The 21,166-nt window shown below is 48.0% G+C and carries 17 protein-coding genes; all 17 read right to left on the reverse strand.

Annotated features, from left to right (window positions below):
- Positions 1-8: 8 nt before the first annotated feature.
- Positions 9-1,508: a threonine synthase gene (thrC, locus tag Tfer_RS04675; RefSeq protein ID WP_052217103.1), complete on the reverse strand. Its 1,500-nt coding sequence runs from the start codon at positions 1,506-1,508 to the stop codon at positions 9-11.
- A gap of 154 nt (positions 1,509-1,662) precedes the next feature.
- Positions 1,663-4,794 (reverse strand): efflux RND transporter permease subunit, encoded by a 3,132-nt coding sequence (locus tag Tfer_RS04680; RefSeq protein WP_052217104.1) that lies wholly within the window; start codon positions 4,792-4,794, stop codon positions 1,663-1,665.
- A gap of 47 nt (positions 4,795-4,841) precedes the next feature.
- Positions 4,842-5,486 (reverse strand): TetR/AcrR family transcriptional regulator, encoded by a 645-nt coding sequence (locus tag Tfer_RS04685; RefSeq protein ID WP_242843553.1) that lies wholly within the window; start codon positions 5,484-5,486, stop codon positions 4,842-4,844.
- A gap of 435 nt (positions 5,487-5,921) precedes the next feature.
- Entirely contained in the window at positions 5,922-7,598 is a 1,677-nt protein-coding gene (locus tag Tfer_RS04690) for an FAD-dependent oxidoreductase (RefSeq protein ID WP_052217106.1), read from the reverse strand.
- A 142-nt stretch (positions 7,599-7,740) separates the two neighbouring features.
- Positions 7,741-8,391, reverse strand: coding sequence for a cytochrome c3 family protein (locus tag Tfer_RS04695; RefSeq protein WP_052217107.1), 651 nt, complete (start codon positions 8,389-8,391; stop codon positions 7,741-7,743).
- A 109-nt stretch (positions 8,392-8,500) separates the two neighbouring features.
- A complete protein-coding gene (gene uppS / locus Tfer_RS04700; protein WP_052217108.1) occupies positions 8,501-9,178 on the reverse strand; it encodes a polyprenyl diphosphate synthase in 678 nt (225 codons plus the stop codon).
- Between the two features lie 275 nt (positions 9,179-9,453).
- Entirely contained in the window at positions 9,454-12,060 is a 2,607-nt protein-coding gene (gene clpB / locus Tfer_RS04705; RefSeq protein ID WP_052217109.1) for an ATP-dependent chaperone ClpB, read from the reverse strand.
- Between the two features lie 36 nt (positions 12,061-12,096).
- Complete coding sequence (locus tag Tfer_RS04710; RefSeq protein ID WP_052217110.1) at positions 12,097-12,393, reverse strand: chaperone modulator CbpM; 297 nt, start codon at positions 12,391-12,393, stop codon at positions 12,097-12,099.
- Positions 12,386-13,378, reverse strand: coding sequence for a DnaJ C-terminal domain-containing protein (locus Tfer_RS04715; protein ID WP_052217111.1), 993 nt, complete (start codon positions 13,376-13,378; stop codon positions 12,386-12,388). Before Tfer_RS04715 ends, Tfer_RS04710 begins: the two co-directional genes overlap by 8 nt.
- Positions 13,379-13,470: 92 nt before the next feature.
- Positions 13,471-15,363: a molecular chaperone DnaK gene (gene dnaK / locus Tfer_RS04720; RefSeq protein WP_052217112.1), complete on the reverse strand. Its 1,893-nt coding sequence runs from the start codon at positions 15,361-15,363 to the stop codon at positions 13,471-13,473.
- Positions 15,364-15,739: 376 nt separating this feature from the next.
- Entirely contained in the window at positions 15,740-16,657 is a 918-nt protein-coding gene (locus tag Tfer_RS04725; protein ID WP_052217113.1) for a SufB/SufD family protein, read from the reverse strand.
- The gene (locus tag Tfer_RS04730) at positions 16,641-17,387 is read right to left on the reverse strand and encodes an ABC transporter ATP-binding protein (protein WP_052217114.1); all 747 of its coding nucleotides are present in this window, start codon (positions 17,385-17,387) and stop codon (positions 16,641-16,643) included. The genes Tfer_RS04725 and Tfer_RS04730 overlap by 17 nt, the downstream gene beginning before the upstream one ends.
- A gap of 186 nt (positions 17,388-17,573) precedes the next feature.
- Positions 17,574-19,148 carry an ABC1 kinase family protein gene (locus Tfer_RS04735; protein WP_242843549.1) on the reverse strand — a complete coding sequence of 525 codons (1,575 nt, stop codon included), beginning with the start codon at positions 19,146-19,148 and terminating at the stop codon, positions 17,574-17,576.
- A gap of 39 nt (positions 19,149-19,187) precedes the next feature.
- Complete coding sequence (locus Tfer_RS04740) at positions 19,188-19,496, reverse strand: phasin family protein (RefSeq protein WP_152908972.1); 309 nt, start codon at positions 19,494-19,496, stop codon at positions 19,188-19,190.
- Positions 19,497-19,623: 127 nt separating this feature from the next.
- Positions 19,624-19,944 (reverse strand): AzlD domain-containing protein, encoded by a 321-nt coding sequence (locus tag Tfer_RS04745; RefSeq protein WP_052217117.1) that lies wholly within the window; start codon positions 19,942-19,944, stop codon positions 19,624-19,626.
- The gene (locus Tfer_RS04750) at positions 19,914-20,606 is read right to left on the reverse strand and encodes an AzlC family ABC transporter permease (RefSeq protein ID WP_052217118.1); all 693 of its coding nucleotides are present in this window, start codon (positions 20,604-20,606) and stop codon (positions 19,914-19,916) included. Before Tfer_RS04750 ends, Tfer_RS04745 begins: the two co-directional genes overlap by 31 nt.
- Before the next feature lie 70 nt (positions 20,607-20,676).
- Positions 20,677-21,153: a MarR family winged helix-turn-helix transcriptional regulator gene (locus Tfer_RS04755; RefSeq protein ID WP_052217119.1), complete on the reverse strand. Its 477-nt coding sequence runs from the start codon at positions 21,151-21,153 to the stop codon at positions 20,677-20,679.
- Positions 21,154-21,166 lie beyond the last annotated feature (13 nt).

Genomic DNA, 21,166 nt, shown 5'->3' on the forward strand with positions numbered 1-21,166 from the left:
TTTTACTTTTATACGCCCAGGATGTTGTTTATTTCCTGAACCAGTTCTTCCTTAGCCGCCACTCTGTTATGCCGGACAGGTTTTTTGTCCAAGTCGCGCAGGCCGGGGTGGATTTCCATGCCGGAAACTTCCCGCAACTCTTGCAGGATTGCCATTTCATCCTTGCCGGCGATAGCTTCCGGCCCTTTGATAGCTTCCAGCACCGCAGCATTAAATTTAAACGGATTGGCGGTGGAAGCAATTACCGTCGGCGTATGGTCTTTGGTAGATTTAACATAGTCCCAGTATACTTTCAGGGCAACGGCCGTATGGGTGTCAACGGTATAGTGTTTTTTCTCAAACACTTCTCTTATTGTGGCCAGAGTTTCTTCTTCGGTAGCAAAGCCGGCTGCCAGTATGGCATCAATTCTGGCCCTGGTTTCCGCATCAATGTTAAAAACACCCGTTGCATTCAGCTCTCTGAACCATTTGTTTATTAATTCGCTGTTATGCCCGTTAACTTCGAAAAGGAACCTCTCCAGATTGCTGGAAATTAAAATATCCATAGAAGGACTGTTCGTCTTTATAAACTCCCGGTTACGGTCATATGCACCTGTACGGAAAAAGTCAGTCAAAACCTTGTTTTCATTGGAAGCACATATGAACTTGTTGACAGGCAGACCCATGCGGTAAGCATAATAACCGGCCAGGATATTGCCGAAGTTACCCGTGGGAACAACTATATTGATTTTATCGCCCATATTTATCTGACCTTGTCTGACCAGAGACAGGTAGCTCCATATATAGTAAATAATTTGCGGTACCAGACGCCCCCAGTTGATGGAGTTGGCTGAAGATAACTCAATGCCGTGTTCATTCAGAAAACGGTTGTAATCCGGGTCGCCAAAAATTTCTTTCACGGCATTCTGACAATCATCGAAATTACCCTTTACAGCCACAACGTATGTGTTATTCCCATCGGTGGTTGTCATCTGCAGTTCCTGCACCTTGCTGACCCCCCCGTAGGGGTAGAAAACAATGATTCTGATGCCTGGAACGTTTTTATAACCTTCCAGGGCCGCTTTGCCCGTATCACCCGATGTGGCCACCAAAATAACTATTCCCTTGTCTGACTGTACTTTTTTCACAGCCTTGGATAATAAGGGAGGCATTATTTGCAGGGCCATATCCTTAAAAGCCGCTGTTGGGCCATGCCAGAGCTCCAGAAAATAGGTATGGTTATTTAACTGAAACAAAGGCGCTATTTCGGGGGTATCAAAATTTTGACCGTTGTAAGCCCTGTCTATACACTCCCGGATTTCCTCTGCAGAATAATCAGTGAGGTAAAGTCCCAAAACCTTTTCCGCCACTTCCTGATAAGAACAGTTAACCATGTTCGCCAGGTCATTCATGGATAGTACAGGAAGGAATTCGGGAACAAAAAGGCCGCCCGTCGGAACCATGCCCAGTTTGATTGCCCGGGCGGAGCTAACAGCTTCAAAGTTGCCCCTTGTACTTATGTAGTTCATTGTATGTTCTCCTTTCAAAGCCAAGCATAATATCTAATTTTATTCCAAAAAAGAATTAACGTCAAGGACCGGTAGAGATACAAACAGGCGAGCCAAGGCATTGCCCATCTGTTACCGCGTTAAGGGCGTTTGTCAATGCGGGCGTTAAACGGGGTTATGCCCCGGCAGAAACAGGTTCCTTTTTCCTGCGGCCTTTAAAGAACCGGTTTTTAAAGTCGTCTATTAAGGTATAGGCAACAGGTATCAGGATAGGCGTCAATATGGTGGAGGTAATCAAGCCGCCTACCAAAACAATACCCATGCCTTTCCTGATTTCCGAACCTTCGGCAAAAGCCAGGGCTGTTGGTAGCATACCGAAGATCATGGTTACCGATGTCATAAATATAGGACGCAATCTGGTTGTTCCCGCCTCCAGCAGGGCATCCCGCAGGGAAAGGCCCCTTTCCATCAGGGTATTGGTATAGTCAATAAGCAGAGTACCGTTTTTGGCGGCTAAACCGTCCAGCATAATAATACCGATGAGAGACATCATATCCAGGTTGGTTCCGGTTATGGCCAGAGCTATCATAGCCCCGATAATACCACAGGGCAATGACAGCATACGGATAAAGGGCGTAAGAAATGATTCATACAAAATTGTCAGGATCATGTAAACCAGGATCAGGGACAGGACCAGTGCCTGAATCAAATCAGCATTGGAATCATCCATCTGCTTGATATCACCGTCATACTCAATTTTGAAACCCGGCGGCAAATCCAGTTTGGCAAAACCGGCATCGAGAGATTTTCGGATTTCGGCCAGGGAAGCGCCTTTATAATTACAGGTTATAGCAATCATCCGCTGCCGGTTTTTATGCCGGATCTGCGTGGGGCCTTCTCCGTAGGACAGGTCTGCCACCTGTTTTAACAGAACCGTCTCACCCCGGTAATTGGTAACAGTTGTATTACCCAGTTCTTCCACGTTATTTCTGTCAATGTCAGTTAACTGTACCGTAATATCATATTCTTTACCCTTTTCCCTGTACTGGGTAGCCACCTCGCCGGCCATAGCCGCTCTGAGAGCCTGGGCTATTTCTCCGGCCGAAAGTCCGTAGAGGGCAGCCTTTTCCCTGTTCACCTTGACCTGAATTTCCGGCTGTCCATTTTCTTCCCAGGAGCTTTTTACTTCCAGGGTGCCCGGTGTCTTTTCCGTAATTTCTTTCATTTGGCCGGCCAGCCTGACCAGAGTATCTGAATCAGGGCCCGAAAGTTCAATAATAATAGGCGCTTCCATATAGGCCATGCCCGGCAAGGCAGCCTCGGCCACCTTCATTTCCACACCCGGGAACAGGTTGTCCCACTTTCTGACTTCATCTACAATCTGCCAGACCGTTTTGTCCCGTTTGTTTTTGGCCACCAGATTCACATATATCTTGGCCCGGTGAGAAGCATTGCCGGGGGCAACAGCCCCTCCCCCCAAACCGACCATGGAAAAATAGGATTCCACCTCAGGTATTTTGGCCAGCCTGTCTTCAAATTCTTTTACAACCTGATCAGTCTTCTGTAACGGCGTACCCGGCGTCAGTTCCAATACAATGGAAAACTTGCTCTGGTCAGTATTGGAAATAAACTCTCCGCCTATGGCACCGGTAAAAAGCAGTGAAATACTGGCCGCAATGCCTGCAACTACTACCAGAAGAACCTTCAGCCTGTGCTGCAGAGACCATTTCAAGAGACTCCGGTAAAAGCTGACCACCCGATGACCCAGGGCATTAGTTTTTACGCCGACCCAGGCCCACAACCTGTTTGTTCTTTTCTCCTCCTTATCGCCGCTGTGGTTCTTGTAAAATTTGGCTGCCAACATCGGTGTCAGGGTAAAGGAAACAAAAAGGGAAAACAGGGTTGCCACTACTACAGTCAAACCAAACTGGCGGAACATCTGACCCACCATACCGGTCATAAAAGCAATCGGGCCAAATACCACCACATCGGATAGAGTTATTGCCACTGCTGCCATGCCTATTTCTCCCCGGCCGTCTATTGCTGCCTGTTCAGCGTTTTTCCCCATCTGCAGGTGCCGGTGTATATTTTCCAGGACTACTATGGAATCATCAACCAGAATGCCCACACAAAGAGATAAACCCATCAACGACAGCATGTTGAAGGTGAAGCCGAAAAAGTACATCATCATAAAAGTGGCAATAATGGAAGTAGGAATGGCCAGCATGACAATTACCAGCGACCGCCATTCCCGCAGGAAGAACAACAGAACAATGCCCGTCATTACAACGCCTTCTACCAGGGTTCTCTTGGTATCGGCAAGAGAATTGGTGATAAAAGTTGAGGTATCGTCTGAGATAACGATTTTTATATCGCCGGGCACATCTTTTTTAATGCTTTCCAATTCCTTGCGGATACCTTCGGCGGTATCCACAATACTGGCATCACTCTGCTTCTGCACCAGAATAGCCACAGCCTCTTTTTTATTCAGCCGGCTTAAGCGTTCCATCTCTTTAAAAGTATCAGACACCTTGGCAATATCCTTCAGCGGAATTGTTCCCCCAGTTGGCAGCGGAATCAACAGGTCCTCAATTTCTCTTAGCTCTGTAAACTCGCCCAACAACCTGATATTGTAGTTCCTGTCGGTTTGTTTGATTTTGCCACTGGGCACATTATGGTTTTCCAGGCTTAATCTCTGGATCACCTGGTTGACGGAAAGACCGTAGGCAGCTAACCTGTTCCGGTCAACCTCAACGAGGATTTCTCTTTCCTGCCCACCTACGATGTTTACTGTAGCTACACCGGGTACTGATTCCAACCGGTCTTTTATTTTATCCCTGGCAATCTCGTAAATTTCATTCAGCGACCGCTCCCCCGAAACAGCAATAGTTATGACAGGTTCCGCATTTAAATCAACCTTCTGCACGAGCGGCTTGTCCATGTCTCTGGGCAGCTTAATCAAAACAGCATCTACAGCTTTTTGCGTATCATTAACCGCCACATCAGCATCGGTGCTCATGGTAAATTCCAGGACAGTAGTGGCCACACCCTCATTTATGTAAGAAGCAACTTTTTTCAAACCACTGATGGATGAAACCTGTTCCTCGATAGGGTCAACAACTTGGCTCTCCATTTCTTCAGTCCCGGCGCCGGGATAGATGGAGGTAATTGTAACAAAAGGCATATTAGCTTTGGGAAACAGGTCTGCCCCCAGCTTAGTATAGGAAAACAAACCCAGGACCACAAAAAACATGATGATCATAGTCATGGCCACAGGTTTTTTTATAGCCAGTTCCGTAACCTTCACTTAACTCCCCCCAAAAACGCTAAACTCCTCCCAAAAAGCTAAAAAAGTTAAAAAAACATATAATATAAAACTTCCAAATTACTTACGCTAACAACACCGTCGTTTCTCCCACATCCCTTAAAAAACAGATCAAGGACTTCCAAATATCTGTCTTTCAGCGGCTCCCCGTCAGATTCCGCCAGCCAGTGCAGAGTAGCCGAATACAGCGCTCCCAATAGCTGCCGGGCCATGGTTTGCGAAGAAAATCTATCCGTTACATCACCTTTTTCCTGGCCCATTTTAAAGATATCCGTAAAACCTTCTTCCAGTCCGTCTTTTGGCACAGGTTCCCAATTAGGCCCATAATAAAAATTTCTTAAGTCGGAAATATATATTTCTGAAAGTTCCTTGTTTTCTTCATGCCAATGGGCTATAATTAACAAGACAAATTGAAAACGTTCGTATGTACTGGGTAATTCCATAACCCGCGGCCAATTCTTTTCCCGGTAATCTGCGACCACCCAACCGACATAAGCCCCGACAATGGCTTCTTTGGAAGGAAAATAATTATATAACGTCCCCAGAGCTACATCTGCTTCCTCAGAAATCCGGTTCATCGTAGTCTGTTCAAAACCACGTTTTTTGAAAAGCCTGATGGCCGTCTCCATAATTTTTAAACGAGTGGCTTCTTTTTTTCTCTCCCGTCTTGTCATTTCACACACTCATATCACCCTCCCACGCAATTTTAAATCACTGTCCCGTTTCTACCGGATTATTGTTAATACTTATAATTACTATATTTTTATGTAAATTATAATTTTGTAATCATTATAAATTTATTGCAATAATATTTTACTCCTTCCTTTTTCATACCGTCAATTGAAAAAATTCCTGTATTTTTGTAAAACAAAGTGCAAAAGAATATCCCATAACCGTAAGTAAATGGGCCCCGCTGTGAAAGCATAGGAAGCGGCAGACATATTCCTCCACGACGGCAACAAGTCAGCTTACCGGCTCCCGCATACGCGGATCGCCGATAAGTGGATATCAGACTCGTCGTTCCGGAACATATCTGCCACTCCCTGAACTTACGGTCAAAAGTAAAGCAACTGCCCCACTTCCTTATGGGACACTCCCGAAATCTTGGGTCATTGTTTCCTGTTCCTCAGCCCCTCAACCATTTTCCACCCGTGGTAGCCGGCCCCCAGATTTTTTATATTTTTAAACCCATGGTGTTCTAAAATTTTGTAAGCCAAATAGGATCGGTAACCTATCCCGCAGTACAGTATTTTTTCCTTCGTTTTATCGATTTCATGGAGACGGTTTCTGAACTGGTCAACAGGAATGTTAACTGCCCCCGGAATGTGTCCCCTTGTATATTCATCCGGGGTCCGTACATCCAGAATCTGCACATCCCGGCCTTCCGCAAGCCGCTCAAGGACTTCCATGCCGGTAACGGTTTGCAGTTCACCCCTGGCCACATTTGCCGCTACGAACCCGGCCATGATGCACGGGTCTTTGGCAGAAGAAAAAGGTGGCGCATAAGCCAGATCCAGGTTTTCCAGGTCAAAAACAGTCATTTTCCCGTAAATAGCCGTCGCCAGTATATCGATTCTCTTGTCAATCCCCCTAGTACCAACTACCTGGCCGCCTAAAAGCCGGCCGGACAGTTTTTCCACTATCAGCTTCACTATCATGGGTTCCGCACCCGGATAATAACCGGCGTGGTCAGGCGATACCGTAAAGGTTGTGTAGTAGTCAAGTCCCGCTTCCCTGGCTTCTTTTTCGTTGAGACCGGTGCGCGCCGCTGTCATAGGACCGACTTTAATTATGGAGGTATTGATAACTCCGCGAAATTCCATATTCCCGCCCACCATGTTGGCCCCGGCAACCCGCCCCTGCTTGTTAGCAGGACCGGCCAGCGGAACCCTGACCTTTTGCCCGGTGATGAAATGAGTAGACTCCACAATATCCCCGCCGGCATAAATATCCGGATCACTTGTCTGCATTCTGGAATTCACCAGGACTCCCCCGGTAACCCCCAGCTCCAGGCCGGCACCAACGACCAAATCAAGTTCCGGCTGCACACCGGCAGAAATAATAACCAAATCAGCCGGTAACCGAGTACTGTCCATCAGCTCTACCGTCTCAACGGTTTTCGCCCCCAAAAACCTCCGGATACCTACATCCAACCTTACATTTGCTCCCATTCTGCGTAATTGCTGCGCCACCAGCCCTGCCATTTCAGGGTCCCATGGTGAAAGCAGTTGGTTGCCCTTTTCCACAATTGTAACCTGTATTCCTTTCTGCAAGAGCGCTTCTGCAGTTTCTATGCCAACAAAACCGCCCCCCATAATTACAGCATGTCTGACTCTTCCGCTGTCCACCAGAGTTTTAACTGCATCCACATCAGGAACAGTCCACAGGGAATGGATATTTTTTAAATCGGCTCCCTCCAGGGGAGGTCTTACAGGAATTCCTCCTGTGGCGATCATCAGTTTGGTATAACTTTCTTCAAACCGCTCCCCGCTCTTATGATTTATAACTTCTACGGTTTTGCGGTCCCTGTGTATTTTCACAACTTCATGGTTAACAAAAACATCAATGTTAAAGCGCTCTTTGAAACGTTCCGGCGTGACAAGAAAAAGTTCATCGCGCTCTTTTATTTCGCCTCCCAGGTAATAGGGCAAGCCGCAGTTGGCAAAAGAAACATAAGGGCCCCGCTCGAAAATTATAATTTTACTAAACTCATCAGTCCTGCGGGCTTTTGCCGCAGCGCTTGCTCCAGCCGCAACACCGCCGATAACAACTACTTTTTCACTCAACTTGGACCCCCCAATGGTTTATAACTTTATTTCATTGGCATGTTGGTATTTCCTATCATAATCGGGCAATTGTATCTGCAATCACTTCAATTTATATGAAAAACAGGTGCAAAAACATTGTTTGCACCTTTTTAACAAGTCATCAGGGACCCGGCGTAGGTTGGGTCTGCGGTTGGGTCCCGGGCGCCTGCTGTTCATTACTTTCTTGGCCTTTATCTTTCTTTTCCTGCTCAGAGGACTTCCATTCCTCTTTTTGTTGCCGGTTCTTGTTTTGCCCCTGATCCTTTGCCGGCGCCTGCTTTCCGTTCTGTGAAATACCCTTATCGCTTAATCCGGAACGGTAGCCCGCCAAAGGATAATCCTTGATGCCAGAGACCCCGTTTTTCTCAACTGAATGGCAGGAAGCACAGCGTCCCTTGGCTTTTGTATAAAAAATCTCGCTCATCCAGTGGGCCCGGTGAATGCGCCGGTAAAACTTTTTGTACAGCTCATAATTTTTTTGTGCCTCGTGGCAGTTATAGCATGCGCTGACGGCTCCCTGCTTAACTTCCGGATGGCCCTCGATCCGCTGCACATAAACTGGCAGAGACCGGTCTACATCGGCAGTTTTCTTATGGCAGGAAACGCACCCATTGGTGTGCGGGTTGTCGGCAGCCTCGGCATATAAAGTGGAATAAGTTTTGGTGTTAGACCGGTTTAAAGGTTTTTTCTGTTCTTTGTTGGCTGAACAGCCGGTCAAAAGGGCCGTAAGAATAAAAAATAAGGAAACCGCGAAAAATACCCGTCGATGCATACAATTCCTCCTCTGGGTTTTTTCTTAGTTTCCCCTCTTTTATGTACAAAATTCCTGTCTTGTTTAAATTGGTCCTGCAAGCAACCAGCCAATGGTTGCCAGGTTACCTTTACCCTCCCAGGGTAATGTCCTGAATCTCGTACCAGCGCAGAGCATTATAAAAATGCTCAGGTTTAAAGTCCGGCCACAAATCGTCCACTATAAAAAAATCCGCATAAATGGTTTGCACGGGTAAAAAACCGCTTAACCGGCGCCTGCCCCCCCACCTGATTACAAGGTCAATGCGGGAAATGTCAGCGGAAGCCAGTGACTGGTGAAATACGTGCTTAGCAGCGGATTTCCGGGGCAAAGCCGCTTTCATGCCATGGTACAGGTCCCAATGCCACCCGTAATTGACCAGGAAATTTACCCGCATCCCTCCCTTGCCTATGTTTACGCGTTTTTTGGTAAAAGGAAGCAGTTCCCTTGGAAACGCAGGGGATTCGGTATTACCTACTACCAGTAAGGCAGCATCCTTTTCCAGCAATTTAAATACAGCATCAACGCAGGCTTTTTGAAAAGCCCTTTTTTGCACAACAGGACGTTTCGTATTATCGTGCGTAAAACCATAAAAGGTCATTTCTTCGATGCCTAATTCACTGGCCAGCTCATATAGATAAAAACCGGGAGCTATTCCCCAACTGTAACCGGCTTCCTTGGGCAGGCCGTTTTTTTCTGCCCATCTCCTGTTACCGTCCGGAATTACCCCAATGTGTCTGGGCAGGCGTTTAAACACTGGTATGGTCATTATGTCACTCCTAATTAGATTTTTAAACAATAACTGGCTTTATTGTTTAGTTAGTGGACATTAAGCTTTTCATTTTGTTTATATTATTTTTTGCAGAAATCTATTCATTTATCCCAAGGCTCAAAAAAACAAAAGTTTCTATCGAAAACTCAAGGAAACTTTTGTTGATACCCGGAAATCATGCTTTGAGTTTATCCACAATTTTACCTCAAAGCAAATTTTTCTAAATATGAACACCGGAGAGCGCAGTTAAAAAGAAACTGCGCTCTCTTTGTTTACTTCGATTCAGCTTTTTTGGTAAAGGTCAAAACGCCGTTTTCGGCCTGCAGGACAACGGTCTCTTTATCAGAAATTTCCCCTTTTACCAGCATACGGCTCAATGGCGTTTCCACTTCCTGCTGAATTAGGCGTTTTAACGGCCTGGCTCCGTAAGAAGGTTCATAACCCTTATCTGCCAGGTAAGTAAGGGCATTTTCCGTCCATTCCAGTTTAACGCCGGCGCCTGCATAGACACGCGCCGCTAACTTTTCCATCAGCAGGCGGGCAATCTCTTTCACCTGCTCCTGTTTTAAAGCATGGAAGACAACGATTTCATCAACCCGGTTCAGGAATTCGGGGCGGAAGTACTGTCGCAATATACCCAGCACACTTTCCTTCATCTGTTCGTAATCGCCGCCACGCTCCCGTTGTGCGAGAATCTCCTGGCTGCCCAGGTTAGAGGTCATGATTACCACGGTGTTCTGGAAATTTACCGTCCGCCCCTGGCCGTCGGTCAGGCGCCCGTCGTCCAGTAATTGTAGCAACACGTTGAAAACATCGTTATGAGCCTTTTCAATTTCGTCAAGTAAAACGACAGAATAAGGCTTGCGCCGGACAGCCTCAGTAAGCTGCCCGCCTTCTTCGTAACCGACATAACCGGGCGGGGCGCCGATTAACCTGGCCACCGTGTGTTTCTCCATGTACTCAGACATATCAAGCCGGATCATGTTGCGTTCATCATCGAAAAGGGCCTGGGCCAGGGCCCGTGCCAATTCCGTCTTGCCCACTCCCGTCGGGCCGAGGAAAATGAAACTGCCAATCGGTCGGTTAGGGTCCTTAATACCGGCCCGGGCACGTAAGACAGCATCTGCCACGACCCGGACAGCTTCATCCTGTCCGACAACCCGTTTGTGCAGTTCCTCGTCAAGGTGAATGAGTTTTTCTTTTTCCCCGGCCATCAGCCTGCTTACCGGTATACCGGTCCAACGGCTGACCACACGGGCAATATCTTCCTCGTCCACCTCTTCCTTCAACAGCATACCATGTTTCTGCTTACCGGCCAGGGTTTCCTCTTCTTCTTTTAACTGGCGTTCCAGGTTGGCCAATTTGCCGTATCTTAATTCAGCCAGCCGGTTCAGGTCGTATTCTCTTTCTGCCCGCTCAATTTCCTGTCTGGTTTCCTCTATTTCTTTCTTAATCCCCCGCAACCGGCTGATGGCCTGTTTTTCCACCTCCCACTGGGCCTTCATGGCATCGGCCTCACTGCGCAGTTCGGCCAGCTGGCTTCTTAACTTTTCCAATCTTTCCTGGGACGCTTCGTCTTTTTCCTTGCTCAGAGCCGCTTCTTCGATTTCCATCTGCATGATACGGCGGGTTATTTCATCCAGTTCAGTGGGCAAACTGTCGATTTCCGTTCTGATCCGGGCTGCCGCCTCATCCATTAAGTCTATGGCTTTGTCAGGCAGGAACCGGTCTGAAATATACCGGTCAGACAGGACTGCCGCCGCTACAATGGCGCTGTCTTTGATGCGTACCCCGTGGTGTACTTCATAGCGCTCCTTAAGACCCCGCAAAATGGAAATGGTATCTTCCACGGAAGGCGGGTTGACCAGTACCGGCTGAAAACGCCTTTCCAGGGCTGCGTCTTTTTCTACATGTTTCCTGTATTCGTCCAGAGTAGTGGCGCCAATGGTCCGCAGTTCACCGCGGGCCAGCATGGGTTTTAAGAGGTTCCCGGCATCAACGGCTCCTTCGGCTGCCCCGGCCCCTACAACGGTATGTAATTCGTCTATAAATAAGATGATTTTACCGTTGGATTCCTGTACTTCCTTAAGCACTGCCTTTAAACGCTCTTCAAATTCTCCTCGGTACTTGGCCCCGGCAATCAGGGCGCCCATATCCAGGCCAATCAAAACTTTATCCTTTAAACCTTCGGGTACGTCCCCGGCCACTATACGGCGGGCCAGCCCCTCGACGATGGCCGTTTTACCAACGCCCGGTTCCCCTATCAGGACAGGATTGTTTTTCGTCCGCCGCGAGAGAATTTCAATAACCCGGCGGATCTCTTCATCTCTACCTATGACAGGGTCCAATTTCCCCTGCCGCGCCAGCTTGGTCAAATCCCGGCCGTATTTTTCCAGGGCTTCGTAGGTTTCTTCGGGATTTTCTCCCGTCACTCGCTGATTACCCCGTATGGAGCGCAGGGAATGCAATAGGTTTTCCCTCGTTAATCCATTCCGCCGCAGCACTTCTTTAAGCTCAGGTTCACCGTCTTCCAACAGGGCCAGCAAAAGGTGTTCAACACTGACATAATCGTCTTTCATATCCCGTGCTTCCTGCTCAGCCCGGGCAAGGGTGCGGGTGAAACCGGATCCGGCATATAAAGAACCTTCATAGCCTGTAACCACCGGTATTTTTTTTAGCAGTCCCTCAACACCGGCAGCCAACGCCCCTACGTTTACTCCCGCATGTTCGAGGAACCTGGGCGCCATACCTCCTTCCTGGGTAAGCAGGACGGCCAGCAGGTGCTTGCCCGTTACTTCCTGGTGATGCCTTTGAGCCGCCAATTGCTGGGCTCCCGCTAAAGCTTCTCTCGATTTTTGCGTGTAGCGATGCAAATCCATGGATTATCCCGGAGGACCATGCGGTCTCCCGGGTATTCACCTCCTTTTCAGTCGTTCTATTTCATCCTGCAGCTCTTCAACCTGCTCCAGCAAATCAAGTATAATTGCCGCTCCCGGCAGGTTGACACCGAGGTCCCGGCGCAGTCGCAGTATTTTATGCGCGCGCATTACCTGGCAGGCCGGTATCTGGCCCCGGCGCACCTCAACTATACCTAACTCGGCCAATTTGTACATGATTTCAGGATGTATATCGAGCTCAGCGATATCTATCCAGGTATCTTCATCATCAACAGACAGGGTGTGGCGGAAAATCCGAATGTAAAACTTATCCATTGATTGACACCCCTTCCCTCAGGGCGGCTAACTGCCGGTAAAGCTGCTCTTCTTGCGGAGTAAGCCGGTCCGGTATGTCTATTCTTATGCGTACATACTCATCTCCGCGTCCTTCCCCGGCAGGCAGGCCTTTTCCGCGCAAACGCAGTTTATGCCCGGTTCTGGTACCGGGAGGAACTTTAACGCTAACCAGGCCGTCCAGGGTAGGAACTTTTACTTGGGCGCCCAATACTGCCTGTTCAGGACGCAAAGTCACTTCTGTTTCAATGTCGCTGCCGTTAACTGTAAACCTGGGGTGAGGAAGAAGCCGTATTTTCAGGTACAAATCACCTCTGCCACCGCCATTAAGGCCTTCACCGCCCTGCCCCTTCAGCCTGATGCGGCTGCCGTCTTTCACCCCGGGCGGGACCTTTACCGCCAGGGTCCTGGTCGTGTTGGTCACCCCTACGCCGCCGCAACGGTTGCAAAAGGAATCAAAGGCAACCCCCGTCCCCCCGCAGGCAGGACAAATTTCACCGGTTGATAGCTGGATAGTCTTTTCCCCACCCCGGTAAGCTTCTTCCAGGGTAAGCTCCAACTCACTTTCCACGTCCTGTCCCCGGACAGGCCCACGGCGGGCAGCCCGGGCCCGTTTAAAGGGCGCTCCGCCGCCGAAGAGCATTTCAAAGAAATCGCTGAAACCGCTGACATCATCCGTACTGTAAAAGTGGAAGCCCTCCATGTCAGGCGGCGGGCGGAAATCCTGTCCGTCCTGCCAATTGGCCCCCAACCGATCATACTTGGCCCTCTTTTCCGGGTCTTTTAATACTTCGTAAGCTTCATTTATCTGCTTAAATTTCTCCTCTGCCTCGGCTTTATCTTTACCCGTATGTAAATCGGGGTGCCATTTCCGCGCCAGCTTTCGGTAAGCGGCCTTTATTTCCCTGTCGGTGGCATCACGGCTGACGCCCAGTATTTTGTAGTAGTCCTGGTAAGAAACACCCATATAAGCTTTCACCTACCTTTTTTTAAGGCCTTCCGGGTCCGATAGGAATAAGAGCTATAACCTCCCGTCCCCCGGTTCAGGAATTGCTATAGTTATTTTTCTTCAAATTCAACATCCACTATATCATCTCCACCGGGTTTCCGGTCACCGCAAGTTCCAGCGCCGCATCCGGCCGCTGTAGCGCCTGCTCCATAGGCGGCCTGGGCCAGGCCTGTAGCTGCTTGCCGAAGTTCGTTCATCAATCGACGAATACTTTCTATCGGAGCATTTTCCCTGGTAGCAGTTCTAATACTACTGATCAATTCTTCAATACGCGCTTTGTCTGCTAAAGGCGCTTTATCGCCCAATTCTTTAAGCTGCCGGTCTACCTGGTAAGCCAGAGCATCAGCCTCGTTTCTGGTCTCTGCCTCCTGCTTCCGTTTCCTGTCTTCCGCAGCATGTAATTCTGCCTCCCGGATCATCCGGTCAATTTCGCTCTGCTCGAGGCTGGTGGACCCGTTAATAGTTATAGTTTGTTCTTTTCCCGTCGTTTTATCACGGGCGCTTACTTTTAGAATGCCATTGGCATCAATGTCGAAGGTTACCTCAATCTGTGGGATTCCCCGTGGCGCGGGCGGAATTCCGTCCAGTTTAAACTGCCCTAAAGACCTGTTGTCGCGGGCCATTTCCCTTTCACCCTGCAGGACATGAATGTCCACAGAAGTCTGGTTATCCTCAGCAGTACTAAAAATCTCGCTGCGGCGCACAGGAATAGTGGTATTACGTTCTATGAGCCTGGTCATTACGCCGCCCATTGTCTCTACCCCAAGGGAAAGAGGAGTCACATCCAGCAGCAGCACATCCTTTACTTCTCCAGCCAGGACACCGGCCTGAATGGCAGCGCCGCATGCAACCACCTCATCGGGATTAACGCTCTGGTTCGGGTCCTTGCCGCCCGACAACTCACGCACCAATTTTTGTACAGCAGGTATCCTGGTAGAACCGCCAACCAGTATCACTTCATCAATGTCTTTTTCCGTCAGCTTCGCATCGTTTAAAGCCGCTTTTACCGGGCCGCGGCAACGTTCAACCAGGTCATGGGTCAGTTCGTCAAATTTTGCCCTGGTGAGCTTTAAGTCCAGGTGTTTGGGCCCGGAAGCATCGGCGGTAATAAAAGGTAGATTGATGTGGGTCTCCGTTGTAGCCGAAAGCTCAATTTTAGCCTTTTCTGCCGCTTCCGTCAGCCGCTGCAAGGCCTGCTTGTCTTTGCGCAGGTCGATACCGTAATCCTTTTTGAATTCCTCCGCCATCCAATCCACTATGGCCTTGTCAAAGTTATCACCGCCCAGGTGGGTATCCCCGTTGGTGGCTTTTACCTCAAACACACCATCGCCAACCTCCAGGATGGAAACGTCAAAGGTTCCACCGCCCAGGTCAAAGACCATAATGGTCTTATTTTCTTTTTTGTCCAATCCGTAAGCCAAGGCCGCAGCCGTAGGCTCGTTGATAATTCGCAATACGTTCAGACCCGCAATTTTGCCGGCATCCTTAGTGGCCTGCCGCTGGGCATCATTGAAGTATGCAGGTACGGTAATGACGGCGTCCGTTACCTTTTCCCCGAGGTAGCTGGATGCGTCATCGACCAGTTTGCGGAGCACTGCCGCAGATACTTCTTCCGGCGCGTACGTCTTGCCCCTGATGTCAAACCTCACGGCATCGTTGGGACCGGCTACCACTTTATAAGGGACCATCTCCCTTTCGCCGGATACCTCAGAATAGCGACGGCCAATAAAACGTTTTACAGAGTAAAGAGTATTTTCAGGATTTAATACGGCCTGGCGACGGGCCAACTGGCCAACCAGCCTTTCGCCGTCTTGCTTAAAGGCAACAACGGAAGGGGTAGTCCTGGCCCCCTCGGCATTGGCAATAACTGTGGGTTTGCCCCCTTCAATCACGGCTACCACCGAGTTGGTGGTCCCTAAGTCTATACCAAAAGCTTTACCCATACAAAAACCTCCTTTTTTAAACAAAATTTTAAACTTGAGTGGGTCAAATTATAAGCTTTTTCCGGTAAAACGTTGAATTTTATGTACAAGCTGATGATTTAAAGCCCCGACCCTCACCTGACCTTTATTGACTTTGACCTTTCTTGACTTTTATTATCCGGTAATATTGCTTTGATTGCAACTTCGCTGGTAAACGGTTTTGCGGCCAAATTTTGCCTTTTGACCTTATTTGACCTTGTTGGATTTTTCTGTCATCTTCTTACGTTTCTTTTCTTGTTATTTCATACATTACTCATATCTCATATAATTTTGATGAATTTATCCATAAATAAAAAGGAGCTATCCTTAAGTCATTTGAGGATAGCCCCTTGGCTGCCTACTTTAAAAATCCTTGGAGAATTGTTTCTTCAGCTTCCGCTTCCGTTAGTCCCAGCGACATAAGCTTGATTAACTGCTCGCCCGCTATTTTTCCGATAGCCGCTTCATGTACCAACTGGGCGTCAGGATGATTGGCTGCTATTTCAGGCACAGACCGGACGTGGGCCTGGTGCATGATAATCGAGTCGCACTGTACGTGAGCGCGGCACCTGTTAAACCCTACCACTCGCGGGTAGAAAATCTGCCTGGAATTGTCCTGGGCTACTGAACGGGATATGACCTGGGTAGATGCATCCTGGCCAATGAGTTCTACCAGTATATTGGATTCGGCTAACTGCTGCCCGTGGGTAAGCATGCGTTCTGTGACCAAAAGGTGAGCATCTTTGTGAAGCCTGGCTTTAGTCTCTCTCCTGGTGCTGTCAACACCCCTGATCTGCACCAGTTCCAACTCGGCATAGCCACCCTCTTCAATTTCAATAATGGTTACCGGATTGAGGATTTTTTCCCCTTTGCCCTCACCCTCGCCATAGTGCTTTTCTATGTAACGCATCCGGGCACCCTTGCGGATGATAAAGTCGTGAATGCCGTTATGTTCAGCCTTACTTTCGCCCGGGTTATGAATGCCGCAGCCGGCCACTACCACCACATCGGCCCCTTCACCAATGTCAAAGGTATTATATACCACATCTTCCAGTCCTTCATTGGTAATGATAACAGGAATATGCACACTTTCCCCCCTGGTTCCCGGTTTGACAATGATATCAATCCCCGGCTTGTCCTCTTTCGGTCTGATTTCTATATTGGCCGTGCTGTTGCGGCTGATACCCGTACCATTTTTTCGGATGTTGTAAGCGCCCTGGGGTATAGAATGCAAATCGGCTATTGTCTTCAATAAGTGGCTATCTAATGCATTCATCGACGTTCTCATCCCTTTCGGTACAGTCTCTGAAGTAAGTGAATCCAATATCATTCATCATGAGCGGCCAGAGTTCATCCTTGCTGCCCTTTTCTTTCACGGTCCCGTCGGCAATCAGGATAATCTCATCGGCCAGGCTTAGAATCCGTTCCTGGTGCGAAATAATTACCAGGGTAGTATCATACTTGGTATGCACGTTTTTAAAGGTCTCCGTCAACTTACTGAAACTCCACAAATCAATACCTGCTTCCGGCTCATCGTATACTGCCACTTTCAAATTCCTCGCCAGCAGGGTGGCAATTTCGATGCGTTTTAATTCACCCCCCGACAGACTGGCATCCATTTCCCTGTCCACATAGTCGTGAGCGCAAAGTCCCACATCAGCCAGATAACTGCAGCCTTTTATGTCCCTGCCGGCTGCTATCTGCAACAATTCACCCACCGTAATGCCCTTAAAGCGGGGTGGCTGTTGGAAAGCGTAACCGATACCAAGCCTGGCCCGCTCATAGACACTCAAGTCTGTTATATCCTGGCCATTGAAAAGGATTTTCCCCGACGTGGGCCTGTATATCCCCATGATGGCCTTGGCCAGGGAGGACTTACCCCCACCGTTCGGACCGGTAAAAACATAAAGGCGGTTATCTTCCAGGGTCAGGTTAATGTCTTTGAGAATCTGAACCTGTCCCTTATCCCCCTCTACTGTTAACGATAAGTTCTTTATTTCCAGCACCAATATTCCCTCCTGACGGATTCCTGGTTTAAATCCAAAAACTACAGGGGTATTTTTCTTTGTCCACCCACATTTATCCTCCTGCCGGGATAAAAAAGTACAAATAATTTTGGGCAGGATTCTACAACAATTGGATCCGGCTATTGATTAGGAGCTTAGAAAAAGCCGGCTATTTTATAGCCGGCGCTACATCTTTCCCGAATATAAGATCGAAATCAACAGCCAGGTTCCCATCACGGCCGCGCCAAGAAAGCCTACCAGGCCGAACACGGAAATGCCGTAAATCTTTGGCCCCACGTTGGCATTAATTACAATGGAAGAACCAATCACCAGAGACGAAAGGACCAGGCCAAAAACCAACCGGTTCACCATTTTATTTAATTTATTCAGCGCTTCATCCAGGTTGGTATGTTCCATCTGCACCCGAATTTTCCCCGCCAGGGCGCCGTTGATAAGCTCAAGGAGCCTAACAGGGAGTTTGGCCCCTGATTTGGTCAGGGTATAGAAATTTTCTAACTGCCGGGTCAGGTCCTGCTTTATATTCCGCTTGCTTAAAATATAACGCCTGGCGTAAGGCAAGGCCAAATCCATAATATTGATTTCGGGCGCCAGCCTGGCCACCAGCCCCTCAATGGTCACCAGCCCCTTGGCCATCATCACCAGGTCCGCAGGTATGGCGATATTGTTTTTCCGGCAGGCCTTAAAAATCTCTTCCATCATCTGCGGCACATCTATTTCATGTAGAGAAGTTACAATGTAATTATTGTATATCTGTTCTATGTCTGAATATAATTTGCGGGTATCGATGGATCCTTTTTTTATGCCAATGCGTAGAACGTCCTTCTGCATGGCCTCCACATTGCCTGTAGCTATACCGTAAATCAAGGAATTGAATTTTTCAAGCAAACTCTTGTCCAGAACGCCCATCATGCCAAAATCCAGATAGACAATTTTACCTTCCCTGACCAGGATATTGCCGGGATGGGGATCGGCATGGAAAAAACCGTCTTCAAAAATCTGTTTTAGATAATTATCGGCCAGTTTTACGGCCACATCACGTAAATCATAACCCTCTGCCGCAAGCTGTTCCAGATGGGCAATGGGGATACCTTCCACCCGTTCCATAACCAGGACTTCCCGGGTAGTATATTCTTCAAAAACCCTCGGGCAGGTGATATAAGCCACATCCCGGTTATACTCGTAGAATTTTTTAATGTTGTGCGCTTCCTGCTGAAAGTCCAGCTCTTTATTTGCCGCCCGCCAAAGTTCGCCGGCGGCTTCGTCCAAATCCAGCACCTCTGCCTGTGGAGCATACTTGATAAAGCGGGTTATCCGTCGGAGCAGGGCAATGTCTTTCAGCATTGTCTCCCTTGCCCCCGGGCGCTGAATCTTGACCACCACCCGGTCCCCGTTTTTCAGGACCGCCGGGTGAACAACGGCAAGCGAGGCACAGGCAATAGGTTCTTCTGCAAAAGACAGAAACAGTTCTTCTATAGGCCTTTTTAATTCGTGTTCGATTATTTCTCTGATAACTTCGTAACGTTCAGGTTTTACGTCATCCTGCAGTTTCTGAAACTCTTTGATGTAGGCCTGGGGTATAATATCGGGACGCATGGACAGCATTTGCCCGATTTTAATAAAAGTTGGCCCCAGTTCTTCCAGCGCCAACCTCAACTGTACGGGATTTGCAATCCCATTTTTCAAACCGTGTTTTAAAAAAACCGAAACAATCTCTTTCAGCCTCTGTTTTTCACTTTTCAATTGACCGGCTCTTTGATTATTAGTATCCATAGCGCTCGTTTACTTATTTTCCAGGTTCTTAATCATTTCTTTCAGCTCGGTAAGTTCCTTTTCCACCCCGGCTTTGAATTCCGCAAATTCTTTTTTCGACACCAGGTTTAAACCCGCCAACAGCTCGCTGTAAGCCTCGGAACCGGCAGCAGCAGTTTTGCTTAGTTTCTTTTTCAGTTCAGCATTTAATTCTTTGCCCTGTTCTATGGAAATTTCCCCTTTTTTTACCAGTTCCTCTATAACGGCAGCGCCTTTTTCATATCCGTAGGCAATAGTACCGATACCGGCCAGCAACAGGTTTTTTAGAGTTTTTTCCATGGTCATACCCCCTGAAATAAAATTTGCAATCCTTAACTTGATAATAACAAAAATACCAATATACAGCAAGCTGCAGGCAAAGCTGCCATAAAAGCTTCCTTAATAGCCTTCCCCACCGGGCCAGACATTATTTCGCCACTAATGCCATTACAAACATGCCGGTAACGAGGGTCCAGACCATATTCCGCGTTTTTATAGCTATCAGAAAAGCAGGAATTGATGTAATGAGGAAATCATTATGTAAGGAAACGTTCATCTGTCCATCGGGCATGACAACAGAGGGTACAATTATAGCTGCTAATACAGCCGCCGGAATAAATCCCAACCAGTCAATGACCGGCTGCGGAATTTTCATTTTGCTGAGGATGACCATGGGCAGCAGGCGGGGTAGATAATTTACTACCCACATCCCCAGTATTAAAAGGTAGATTTTTGCCTGTCCCGACATAAAACCACCCCTATCGCCGCCGCCATAACCGTGGCAATAATAATATTGACACTGCTGTCAGTAAACAATGCTATAGTTAAAGATAACAACCCGGATATTACGGCTACCCATAAATTTATTCTGTTTTTCACCTGCATCACCAGCAGGGCAATAAACATAGCCGGCAGGGCAAAATTAACACCGAACCGGTCCATATCTGGTATGATGTTCCCCAACGCAGCCCCGATTGCCGAGTTGGTTATCCAGGACAGGTGCGAAAAAAAGTTGACTCCGAGCATAAAATCACGGTCAGCTTCCTGTTTATCAAACTGGGCCATATTCAATGTAAAGGTTTCGTCAGTGATGCCAAAAGCCAGAATAGACTGGACCCAGGTAGGCATTTTTTTCACATAAGGGGCCATAGAAGCGCTAAAGAGTAAGTAACGCAGGTTTACCAGAAAGTTGGTCAGCAAAATTGCTGGAATGCTTGCTCCGGCCCCCAGCATTCCCACGGCAACAAACTGCCCCGAGCCGGTAAAAGATGTCAGTGACATTAATGTCGTCTGCAAAACATCGAGCCCTTTTTCCCGGGCTATAACACCAAAGGCAATCCCCAAAGGCGTATATCCAAGCATAATCGGTAAGGCCTTTTTACCTCCGGCCAAAAAAGTTGCTCTACTCATTGCTTTTTCTCATCTCCGGATTTTGCGTAATACAATTTTGCATAATATAATAGATATCTTAACACATCCTTTATTTCGGTTCAATGTCAATATTGTTAAATCTTTTAGATTTCGATTCCATCAAAGAATTCAGGCGCTTTAACCCATATATAATTTTTTCTATTTCTTCTCTGTCCACCCCTTCCAGCAAGCCGGCCAGGTAATTATGCTTGATCATATTCATAGATTCCTTTATTTCCAGCATCCTGGGTGTAAGGGATATCTTGACTGTTCTTCGGTCGCCGGTATCTCGCAACCTGGTCACTGCACCCTGCTGTTCCAGCCTGTCCACTATACCGGATACAGTGCTTTTGGCCAGGCCCATCCGCTCGCTCAGTTCCTTCAGGGTGATCTCGGGGTAATTATACAGTTCCTGCATCAACATTAGCTGGGGCACGGTAAAGCCATAGTCGCTGATCTGTTCCAGCATCTGGCAGCGAAAATTCTTTAACAGGCTTCTGAACAGACTCTTAATTTCCTCAGCATAGTCTCTGATTTTGTCTTCCATTTGCCGTACACCA

The organism is Thermincola ferriacetica, from assembly GCF_001263415.1.
GTDB classification, from domain to species: domain Bacteria; phylum Bacillota; class Thermincolia; order Thermincolales; family Thermincolaceae; genus Thermincola; species Thermincola ferriacetica.

Bases quoted from the DNA above. Each gene is read 5' to 3' on its own strand.
- thrC (WP_052217103.1), bottom strand. From the start codon at position 1,508: ATGAACTACATAAGTACAAGGGGCAACTTTGAAGCTGTTAGCTCCGCC.
- Tfer_RS04685 (WP_242843553.1), bottom strand. From the start codon at position 5,486: ATGACAAGACGGGAGAGAAAAAAAGAAGCCACTCGTTTAAAAATTATG.
- Tfer_RS04695 (WP_052217107.1), bottom strand. From the start codon at position 8,391: ATGCATCGACGGGTATTTTTCGCGGTTTCCTTATTTTTTATTCTTACG.
- uppS (WP_052217108.1), bottom strand. From the start codon at position 9,178: ATGACCATACCAGTGTTTAAACGCCTGCCCAGACACATTGGGGTAATT.
- clpB (WP_052217109.1), bottom strand. From the start codon at position 12,060: ATGGATTTGCATCGCTACACGCAAAAATCGAGAGAAGCTTTAGCGGGA.
- Tfer_RS04710 (WP_052217110.1), bottom strand. From the start codon at position 12,393: ATGGATAAGTTTTACATTCGGATTTTCCGCCACACCCTGTCTGTTGAT.
- Tfer_RS04715 (WP_052217111.1), bottom strand. From the start codon at position 13,378: ATGGGTGTTTCTTACCAGGACTACTACAAAATACTGGGCGTCAGCCGT.
- dnaK (WP_052217112.1), bottom strand. From the start codon at position 15,363: ATGGGTAAAGCTTTTGGTATAGACTTAGGGACCACCAACTCGGTGGTA.
- Tfer_RS04725 (WP_052217113.1), bottom strand. From the start codon at position 16,657: ATGAATGCATTAGATAGCCACTTATTGAAGACAATAGCCGATTTGCAT.
- Tfer_RS04740 (WP_152908972.1), bottom strand. From the start codon at position 19,496: ATGGAAAAAACTCTAAAAAACCTGTTGCTGGCCGGTATCGGTACTATT.
- Tfer_RS04745 (WP_052217117.1), bottom strand. From the start codon at position 19,944: ATGTCGGGACAGGCAAAAATCTACCTTTTAATACTGGGGATGTGGGTA.
- Tfer_RS04750 (WP_052217118.1), bottom strand. From the start codon at position 20,606: ATGAGTAGAGCAACTTTTTTGGCCGGAGGTAAAAAGGCCTTACCGATT.
- Tfer_RS04755 (WP_052217119.1), bottom strand. From the start codon at position 21,153: ATGGAAGACAAAATCAGAGACTATGCTGAGGAAATTAAGAGTCTGTTC.